The 9,220-nt window shown below is 74.8% G+C and carries 10 protein-coding genes; 6 read left to right on the top strand and 4 right to left on the bottom strand.

Annotation, left to right across the window (positions count from 1 at the left end; translation table 11 throughout):
- Nucleotides 1-1,234 (top strand): serine hydrolase domain-containing protein (locus tag ACFU7Z_RS29135; protein WP_380780706.1); only part of this gene is annotated, 1,234 nt, incomplete at its 5' end.
- Nucleotides 1,235-1,339: 105 nt separating this feature from the next.
- Entirely contained in the window at nt 1,340-1,876 is a 537-nt protein-coding gene (locus ACFU7Z_RS29130; protein ID WP_380780704.1) for a hypothetical protein, read from the top strand.
- Nucleotides 1,877-1,950: 74 nt separating this feature from the next.
- On the opposite strand, the gene ACFU7Z_RS29125 is transcribed toward ACFU7Z_RS29130, so the two are convergent.
- The gene (locus tag ACFU7Z_RS29125; protein WP_380780702.1) at nt 1,951-2,970 is read right to left on the bottom strand and encodes a hypothetical protein; all 1,020 of its coding nucleotides are present in this window, start codon (nt 2,968-2,970) and stop codon (nt 1,951-1,953) included.
- A gap of 130 nt (nt 2,971-3,100) precedes the next feature.
- Between ACFU7Z_RS29125 and ACFU7Z_RS29120 the strand changes: the two genes are divergently transcribed.
- Nucleotides 3,101-3,700: a TetR/AcrR family transcriptional regulator gene (locus tag ACFU7Z_RS29120; RefSeq protein WP_380780699.1), complete on the top strand. Its 600-nt coding sequence runs from the start codon at nt 3,101-3,103 to the stop codon at nt 3,698-3,700.
- Here the strand turns inward: ACFU7Z_RS29120 and ACFU7Z_RS29115 are convergent.
- Complete coding sequence (locus ACFU7Z_RS29115; protein ID WP_380780696.1) at nt 3,697-4,356, bottom strand: TetR/AcrR family transcriptional regulator; 660 nt, start codon at nt 4,354-4,356, stop codon at nt 3,697-3,699. The two genes, ACFU7Z_RS29120 and ACFU7Z_RS29115, sit on opposite strands and share 4 nt — an antisense overlap.
- 115 nt (nt 4,357-4,471) lie before the next feature.
- Here ACFU7Z_RS29115 and ACFU7Z_RS29110 point away from each other — a divergent pair, with 115 nt between their 5' ends.
- Complete coding sequence (locus ACFU7Z_RS29110) at nt 4,472-5,215, top strand: SDR family oxidoreductase (RefSeq protein WP_049651400.1); 744 nt, start codon at nt 4,472-4,474, stop codon at nt 5,213-5,215.
- 61 nt (nt 5,216-5,276) lie between these two features.
- Nucleotides 5,277-5,699, top strand: coding sequence for a hypothetical protein (locus ACFU7Z_RS29105; RefSeq protein WP_380780693.1), 423 nt, complete (start codon nt 5,277-5,279; stop codon nt 5,697-5,699).
- A gap of 105 nt (nt 5,700-5,804) precedes the next feature.
- Here the strand turns inward: ACFU7Z_RS29105 and ACFU7Z_RS29100 are convergent, their stop codons facing one another.
- Nucleotides 5,805-7,340, bottom strand: coding sequence for a carbohydrate binding domain-containing protein (locus ACFU7Z_RS29100; protein WP_380780691.1), 1,536 nt, complete (start codon nt 7,338-7,340; stop codon nt 5,805-5,807).
- A 344-nt stretch (nt 7,341-7,684) separates the two neighbouring features.
- Here ACFU7Z_RS29100 and ACFU7Z_RS29095 point away from each other — a divergent pair, with 344 nt between their 5' ends.
- A complete protein-coding gene (locus ACFU7Z_RS29095) occupies nt 7,685-8,638 on the top strand; it encodes an aldo/keto reductase (protein ID WP_380780689.1) in 954 nt (317 codons plus the stop codon).
- A gap of 28 nt (nt 8,639-8,666) precedes the next feature.
- Here the strand turns inward: ACFU7Z_RS29095 and ACFU7Z_RS29090 are convergent.
- The coding region (locus ACFU7Z_RS29090; RefSeq protein WP_380780686.1) for a GNAT family N-acetyltransferase at nt 8,667-9,220 on the bottom strand (554 nt) is incomplete at its 5' end.

Genomic DNA, 9,220 nt, shown 5'->3' with positions numbered 1-9,220 from the left:
GTCTGGAGCCGGACCGCACGTGAACGCGCACACGAACCGCAACCGTTGGGCCGTCGTGGCCGCCTCCGCCGCCCTGGCGGCCGCGCTGACGGTCGGGGCGGGCACGCCCGCCCTCGCCACCACCTCCACCGCCACCGTGTCGGCGACGGCGGCGAGCCCGTCCGCACTGTCGCCGCTCGACCCGGCGGCGCTCCGGGCCGCCCTCGCCCAGCGGCCCGCCGCCGACGTCTCCGCCGGGTTCGTGCGGGTCACCGGCTCCGCCGGAAGGTTCGAGGGCAGCTCGGCGGAGGGCGGGGCGGCCGTGGACGCGCGCGGGAGGTTCCGGATCGGGTCGATCTCGAAGGTCTTCACCGCCACCGTCGTCCTCCAACTCGCCGCCGAGGGCCGGATCGACCTCGACGGCAGCGTCCGACGGTACCTCCCGGACCTCCCCGCCCAGTTCGGGGCGGTCACGGTCGGGCAGCTGCTCAACCACACCAGCGGACTGCCCACCGGCGACAACACGTACTGGGGCGACGGCACCACCGGCTGGTTCGCCGAGCACCGGCTCGACGCGCCCACCCCCGAGGAGATCGTCGCCTCGACGGCCGGGCAGTCGCCGGCCTTCGACCCCGGCACAGCCCAGCAGTACAACGGCATGAACACCTTCGTCGCCGGGCTGGTCGTCGAGAAGGTCACCGGCCACCGCTACGCCGAGGAGCTGCGCCGTCGGATCATCGGCCCGCTCGGCCTGCGCGACACCTCCCTCCCGGACGCCGACGACCCGGCGCTGCGGCGCCCCGCGACCCGCCCGTACCTGACCGTCCCCGACGCAGACGGCGGCTCGCACCGCGTGGACGTCACCGAGCAGAGCCCGTGGCCCTGGGCCGAGGGCGGCATGATCTCCAGCGCCCCCGACCTGGACCGCTTCATGACCGCCCTGTTCCGGGGCCGCCTCCTCCCGCCGGCCCAGCAGGAGGAGCTGTTCACCGTCCCGTCGGTGCCCGTCGCCCCGGGCAACCGCTACTGCCCGGACGACACGGCGTGCCTGAGCATGGGCCTCGTGCGCCTCGCCTCCGGCGGCGTCGTGGCCTGGGGCAAGACCGGCTCCCGGCCCGGTTCCACCAGCGGCGTCTTCGCCACCCGCGACCTCTCCCGGACGGTCGTGTACTCGGTCGACCCGACCACGCTGAAGGGCACCGAGACCCCGTACGCCCTCGGGCTGTTGAAGTCCGCCTTCGGTCTGGGGAAGTAGGGCCCGTCTCCGCCGGTGGGCGGACGGGCGGCTGGCTCGCGCGGGGGAGGGGGACGGGCCGAGCGGTGGACGTGCGGCGGGGGCGGTGTCCGGGAGCGTGGACGCATGCTGAAGACCATCCCGGTGGGCGACACCGAGCGCCCCGTTCCCCGATGGGCCCTGCGGCTCGCCAAGGCCCTTCCGTTCATCGTGCTGCCGCACTGCCTGTGGCGGCTGCCGTTCGCGTTCGACTTCCGGATGGGCACCGTCGACCCGCAGGCCCCGGCCTACGTCTGGTGGGCCGCCCCGTACGTGATCGGTCTGAGCGTGCTCACCGAGGCGCTGACGCTCCTGACCCTGGGGCTGGTCAGCGGTTGGGGCGAGGTGTTCCCGTGCTGGGTGCCCGTGCTGCGGGGCCGCCGGGTGCCGCCGCTCGCGGCGGTCGTCCCGGCCGTGCTCGGCGGGCTGGTCCTGGCGGCCCTGTTCGACGGGATGCCGCTCGGCTGGCTGGGGGTGTTCGAGGAGGTGGGCTACAGCAACGGCTGGTGGCTGCTCCTGGGGCGGGTCTGCACCTCGACGGCGATGTTCTGGGGCCCGATCACCCTCGCCCTGGCCTGGGCCTACCACCGCCGCCGTCGCCCCGCCGCCGCTCCGGCCCGTTGACGCCCGGCCGCGGGCGGGCCGCCGTGCGCGGGAGGTCGGCCCGGCCGACTTCCCGCGCTTCCGCGGCGGGCGGCTCAGTGGGTGCGGTAGTACTCGGCGACGGCGGAGAACGCCTCCTTCGGGTCCCAGGGCAGGCCGGGGTAGGTGGTTCCCGCGCGGTCCTCGTAGGTCCTGACGACGCCGTAGCTGGCGAGGTCGAGGTCGTCGCGAGGGTCCCCGTCCGGGCGGTGGACGTGGTCGTAGAGGGCGAAGGTGAAGACGAAGGCGGCGTCGACGCCGCCGGCGTCGAAGGCCTCCAGCAGTTCCCGGACGTACGCGGCCTGCCCGGCCTCGTCCCGCTCGTAGACGCCGTCCAGCCGGACCGGGCCCCCGTCGGCGTACTCGACGATGTCCAGGCCGTTCGCGCCCCGGTCGCCGGCGCCGCGGAAGGTGGCGGAGCCGAACTCGGTGACGGCGACCGGCTTGCCCTGGGCGGTCAGGTCGCGGACGCCGCCGGCGAAGCGGTCGGCGGTCTCGGCGGAGCGGTACAGGTCCAGGGAGACCAGGTCGAAGGGCGCCCAGTCGACGCGCTCCAGCGGTACGGCGGCGTACGTGACGCGCCCGCCGAACCGGGCCCGGACGGCGGCCACCGCCTCGGCGAGGAACGCGTTGACCCGGCCGCTCACCGCACCGAGCTGTTCGCGCACCTGCTCGGGCCGGGCGAGCAGGGCGAGGCGCTCGCCGATGTCGGAGCCGGGCAGGAACCCCGGGTTCATCAGGCTGAGTTCGGCGCCGGTGACGAACACCACCTCGGCGCCGCGCCGCCGCAGCCGCTCGGCGCGCTCGGCGCAGTCGGTGAGGAGCGCGAGCATCGCGTCGGTGCTCAGTTCCAGCGGGTAGGGCGAGAACCAGACCTCCAGGCCCAGGTCGGCGGCGTGGCCGGCGGCGAGCTCGATCCGCTCCGGGTCGCCGCCCATGATGCGGACTGCGGTGCAGTGCAGGTCGTCCCGGATGATCCGCAGCTCACGCTCGACCGCCTCGGAGTCGAACCAGGCACGGGAGTACGCCCCGTCCCTGATGAAGCCGGTGTCGTAGCTGATTCCCTTGGCGCGCACGTTCTTCCGCCTTTCCGGCGAGAGAGAATTTACGGTACGGCCAGTACCCTAGTTGCCGACGGCCCGGCACGGCAAGAAGGATGGGGAGGGTACGGGCGGTATCGGCGGGCGGACTGGGCGGAGCGAGGGCATGGCCGGGCAGACGCGGCGGCGCGGAGCGGCGCTGGAGGAGGCGATCCTGAGCGCCGCGGTCGAGGAGCTCACCGGGGCCGGGTACGCCGGGCTGACCATGGACAAGGTCGCCGCCCGCGCGGGCACCAACAAGAACGCCATCTACCGCCGCTGGCCCAACCGGCTGGCGCTCGGCATCGCCGCGTACAAGCAGCTCGCGAAGACCGCCCCGCTCCCCGACACCGGTGAACTGCGCGGCGACGCCCTGGAGTTGCTCCGCCAGGCGAACCGCCACTGGAGCTCCCCGCTGGGCGCCGTACTGCGCGAGCTACTGGCCGCGGCCGGCGGCGCCACGGAGTTCCTGGCCCAGTTGCAGGACCAGTCCGGCGACGCCGTGGCCGCGCCCTGGCTCACCGTCCTGGGCCGCGCGGTCGCCCGTGGCGAGGCCGCTCCCGAGGTGCTGCACCCCCGGGTGGCGACGGTGGCGATGGTGCTGCTGCGCAACGAGTTCATGGCGCGCGGGGTGCCGACGGCGCCGGACGACGTGCTGGTGGAGATCGTCGACGAGGTGTACCTGCCCCTGGTGCGCGGGCGCGGCCAGGGGCGGCAGCGGAGCTAACGGCCGCGGTTCCCCTCGGTGTTCGCCTCGGTGTTCCCGCCGGCGTTCCCCGTGAGCAGTGAGTCGGCGAGCCGCTCCGCGGTGCCCGCGTCCAGCGGCCCGTGCCCGAGCAGGAAGCGGTACCAGAACACCCCGTAGACCTGGTCGGCGATGAGGTCCGGATCGGCGTCCGCGGACAGTTCGCCGCGCTCGCGTCCCCGGGTGAGGAGTTCGCGCAGTGCGGTGCGGCGGGTGGCGGTGAAGCTCCGCATCAGGTCGGCGAGGTGCGGGTCGCGCGCGGCCTCGCGGGCGACGGTGCGCAGTGCGGGGGCGGTGGTGTCGCGCTGGGCCGCCTCGAAGGTGGTGCTGACGAAGGCCCGCAGGTCGGCGCGCAGGTCGCCGGTGTCGGGGCCGGACACGTCCTGGTCGGCGCGGTCGGTGAGGGCGTCGAGCAGGACGGCGCCCTTGGAGGGCCACCAGCGGTAGACGGTCTGCTTGCCGACGCCGGCCGCGCGGGCGATGGCGTCGATGGTGACGGGGGTGCCGTCGGACTCGGCGAGCAGGCGCAGCGCGGCGTCGAGGATCGCGCGGTGGGCGGCCTCGTTGCGGCGGCGTCCGGTGTGCGGGCGTGCCGCCGGGGCGGCCTCGGCGGCCTCGGTGCCCTCGGTCTCGCTCATCGTGCTCCCTCTCCTCCGGCGTGCCTCTCCCCGATCCCCCTTGACAAGACTATCAGTCTCGACAACCATCATTTCCGGAACCGGCAGTCTCGACAAGTCGAAAGGCCCCACCACCATGAGCACTGCGTCAACCCCCTTCGCCGGACAGCGCGTCGTCGTGATGGGCGGCAGCTCGGGCATCGGCGAGGCCACGGCCACCGCCTTCGCCGCCGACGGCGCCGAGGTCGTGGTGACCGGCCGCGACCGCGACCGGCTGGACGCCGCCGTCGCCCGGATCGGCGGCAAGACCACCGGGCACCCGCTGGACGCGACCGACCCGGCCGCCCTCGCCGCCTTCTTCGCCACGACCGGCGTGGTCGACCACCTGGTCGTCGCGGTCAGCGGCGCGGCCGGCGCCGGCCCGTTCGCCCAGCTCGACCTGGCCGAACTCGCGGCCGGCTTCGACGCCAAGTTCTGGCCGCAGGTGCGCGTACTCCAGGCGGCGCTGCCGCACCTGCGCGAGGACGGCTCGGTCACCCTGATCACCGCCGCCTCGGCCCGCGCCGCCTTCCCCGGCACCGCCGGACTGGCCGCCATCAACGGCGCGCTGGAGGCGATGGTGCCGCCGCTGGCCGTCGAGCTGGCCCCGCTGCGGGTCAACGCCGTCTCGCCCGGCGTGATCGACACCCCGTGGTGGGACCGCGTACCGGCCGAGCAGCGGGCCGCGCTGTTCGAGGGCCTCGCCGCCACCACCCCGGTCGGCCGGGTCGGCCGGGCGGAGGACGTCGCCCGGGCGATCCACCTGCTGGCCGCCAACGGCTTCGTCACGGGCGTGGTGCTCGACTGCACCGGCGGGGCGAACCTCCCGACCGGCCGCTGAGCCGGCCGCTGGGCTGCGCGGAGCCGGCGGTGCTGTCACAGCTCACCCGTACGGTTCGACCGTGAACGTTCCCGAGGTCATCCCCGTCAGCCACCGGCCCGACTACCGCACCGACACCATCGGCCGCTGGCAGGGCGGGCAGTTCCTCGCCTCGGCGCTCTGCCTCGGCGCCGGGCGGTACTACGCTGTCCTGCACCGCTTCGACGGCGCCGGCCGCCACCTCGACTCGCGGATACACCCCGCCGACGAGGCGCCGCAGGCCCGGCTGCTGCTGGCGGAGTGGCTCGACGCCCTGCCCGGCCGCGAGTACGGGGACATCGCGATCGCCCCGTTCGCCGTGCACGTCGACGGCGAACTGTTCGGCCTGGTGCGCGAGGACTACGAACCGGACGAGGTGGACGACGAGGAGGAGCGGGTCCACTTCGAGCTCTACCCCGACGGCCTGGGCTTCGACGCCCCCTGGTGCGGCTGCTACGACACCTGAGCCGCCCCGGGGCGCGTCACCATGCCGCGTCCCGGTAGGCGAGGCAGGTGGCCGGCCGGCCACCGGGCGCGTGGTCGACTGCCCGGCGGCCGGTGGCCGGTGGGCTCAGCCCGCGTACTGGCCGAGGATCTTCGCGAACTCGTACGGCTGCTGCGGGATGTTGGTGCACTTGGACAGCGAGCCGCCGGTGCAGGCGTTGGCGTCCCGGGTGGCGTCCCAGAAGGAGAGCATCCCGAGGTGGTTCTGCCGGGCGAAGGCCACCAACTGCTGGGCGTCGGCCTGGTTGTAGACCTGGTGGTCGTCGTTCTCGCCGATCATCGGGGTGACGCCGACCATGGCCCACAGCTGGGCGTCGGTCTTCGCCGGGTAGAGCGCCTTGAGCTGGCCGAACAGCGACTGGGCGGCCTGGACGGCGGCGTTGCCGTAGTCCGTCCCGCTCCGGTAGTAGTCCATCGCCATGATGTTGACCAGGTCGACGGCCACCCCGGCGTCCCGGGCGGACTTGACGATGGCGACGCCCTCGGAGGTCAGGCCCTCGGGCAGGACGGGCAGGGTGAAGGAGACCCTGAGGCCCGGGTGGGCCTGCTGGAGCCTGGCGAGCGCGGCCGAGCGGCGGTCGTTGGCGGCGGTGTCGGCGATGGCCGCGCCCTCGATGTCGAAGTCGACGTAGCGCAGGTTGTAGGCGCTCACCACCGCGTCGTACTCGGCGAACAGCGAGTCCACCGTGGTGCAGGCGGCGGCGAGTTCGGTGCCGGCGGCGCCGCCGAAGGAGACCTTGACGTCGCCGCCGGCCGCGCGCAGCGCGTCCACCTGGTCCTTGGCCCAGGCGGTGCGCGGGTCGTAGGCGTTGAACCAGCTGGCCTTGCAGCCGACGCCGGTGACGAAGCCCATCGTGTAGCCCTTGAGGCCGGCCGCCTTGGCCAGGTCGGGCATCGAGGGGGTCGGCCAGGCGCCCATGTCGATGAACGGGGCGACCGGGAGCGCGACGTTCGGCGCCGGGGTACCCGGGCCGCCGGTGGGCGTACCGGTGGGCGTGCCGGTCGGGGTGCCGGTCGGGCTCGGCGGGGTCGAACTCGGCGGCGGGGTGGTCGGGTTGCCGCCGCCCGGGCCGGTCAGGGCGATGTCGTCGGCGAGGTAGCCGCCCTGCCCGTACCAGCCGTGCAGGTACACGGTGACGCTGGTGGTGGCCGCCCCGGTGGTGAAGCTGGTGGACAGCTGCTGCCAGTCGGCGCCGCCGGCGGTCCAGGTGGCCGGGTCGGTGACGCCGCTGCCGGTGGCGCCGAGGTAGACGTACCGGCCCTGCACCCAGGCGCTGAGCGTGTACGTGGTGTTGGGCTGGACGCTGACGGTCTGGCCGCACTGCGCGGTGTCGCTCGCGCCCACCGCCCCCTTGAGCGCGTACGTCCCGCTGTGCGCACCGGAGTCGACCACGCTCCCGGTGCCGGCCGAACAGCTCCACGGGCCGAGCGCGCCGCTCTCCAGCCCGCCGTTGGCGAGCAGGTTGCCGTCGGCGGCCCCGGCGTTCCCGGCGAGGACGGCCAGGCCGCCGGCGGCGAGCGCGGTGGCGGCGGCGAGGCTCAGCAGGGTGGTCCGGCGGGCGGGGCGGCGGTGCGCGGGGGCGTGCTGGGGCGCGCTGGGCATGGGGGTGCCTCTCGGGACGTGGAGGCCGCCCGCGCCGCGAGGGGGAGGCGCGGGGCGGGCGGCGGCCTGGGGTGGTCCGGGGTGGGGGAGCGCGGTGCTGAGCATCAAACTGGACTAGACCAGCTGTGCACGTCAAGCGTTTCCCGGCCTCGGACGCCCCGTCAGGGACAGGTTTTAGGAACGGTTAAGACGATGCCGGGCGGCGGCCGCGGCGGGCCCGGGGATGAAGGGGCTTGACCTTGAGTGCACTCCAAGGTGAAAGCTGAAGGCGTTGATCACGCACCACCACGCGAACACCGCGGCCACCCCACGGGAGCCGCGGAAACCACGACGGGAGCACCACCATGCGCAACGCCTCGTTCGGCACGAGCGGCCCGGAGATCGGCGTCATCGGTCTCGGCTGCATGGGCATGACCTGGGCCTACACCGAGCGGGACCGGGACGACGAGAAGTCGGTCCGGGTGATCCGGCAGGCGCTGGACCTCGGCGTCGGCCTGATCGACACCGCCGACATGTACGGCCCGTACACCAACGAGGAGGTGGTCGGCGCCGCGCTGGCCGGCCCGTACCGGGAGCGCGCCCTCCTGGCCACCAAGGTGGGCATCGTGCCGGGCGGCGCGGGCCAGCAGGAGCGCAACGGCCGGCCCGAGCACGTGCGCCGCTCGATCGACGAGAGCCTGCGCCGGCTGGGCACCGACCACGTCGACCTCTACCAGCTACACCGGGTCGACCCCCAGGTGCCGATCGAGGAGACCTGGGGCGCGTTCGCCGAGGTCGTCGCGGCGGGCAAGGCCCGGAGCATCGGCCTCTCCGAGGCGGGCGTCGAGGAGATCAAGCGGGCGCAGAGCGTGCACCCGGTGGCCTCGGTGCAGTCCGAGCTGTCGCTGTGGACCCGGGACGCGCTGGCCGAGGTGCTGCCGTACACCGAGGAGCAGGGCATCGCCTTCCTGCCGTTCTCGCCGCTCGGCCGGGGCTTCCTGACCGGTGGGATCACCTCCATCGAGGAGCTGCCCGCCGACGACTTCCGCCGCCGGCTGCCGCGCTTCCAGCACGACGCGCTGCGGGCCAACCTGGCGCTGGTCGGGAAGGTCCGGGCGGTCGCCGAGCGGATCGGCGCCACCCCGGCGCAGGTCGCGCTGGCCTGGGTGCTGGCGCAGGGCCGGTACGTCTTCCCGATCCCGGGCACCAGGACGCCGCGCTACCTGGTGGACAACGTGGGGGCGGCCGGGATCGAGCTCTCGGCGGCGGACCTGGCCGAGCTGGACGCGCTGCCGGCCGCGACCGGCGAGCGCTACTGACGGCGGCGCTGCCCCCGTACCCGCGCCGTCAGCGCTCCCGCACCCACACCAGCTGCCGTCCGGTCTCGCCCGGAGCCCGGACGGCGGCCTCCGCGACCCGGTCCAGCCGGTAGCCGAGCTTGCGCGGGACGGCCGCGCTGGCGCCGTTCGCCCGGTCGCAGCGGATCTCCACCCGGGTGATCCCGGGCAGGGCCAGCGCGGCCTCGGTCAGCGCCCCGGCCGCGGCGGTGGCGATGCCCCGGCCGACGTGCCCGGCGGCGACCCAGTAGCCGATCTCCAGCGCGCCCGGGCCGATCCGCCCGTGCAGGCCGAAGGCGCCGATCACGCCGCCGGGCTCGGCGTCCAGGCCGGCCAGGTACATGAAGTCGGTGCCGGCCTCCCAGGCGGCCGCGCCGGCCCGGGTCAGCGCGGCGGTCCGGGCCCGGGAGGGGGCCTCGGCCGCCCACTCCATCCAGGGCCGCAGGTGGTCCAGGTTGGCGCGGACGGCCTGGTTCAGCGCCGCCGTGTGGCTGCTTCGGCGGCGCCGCAGCCAGAGGCCGCCGGGCAGCCGCAGCCGTTCCGGCGGCCGCCCGGCGGTCGCCC

Origin of the sequence: Kitasatospora sp. NPDC057518, from assembly GCF_042802075.1 — a bacterium.
In the GTDB taxonomy this organism is placed as follows: Bacteria; Actinomycetota; Actinomycetes; order Streptomycetales; family Streptomycetaceae; genus Kitasatospora.
This window is presented reverse-complemented; position numbering and strand designations above follow the sequence as displayed.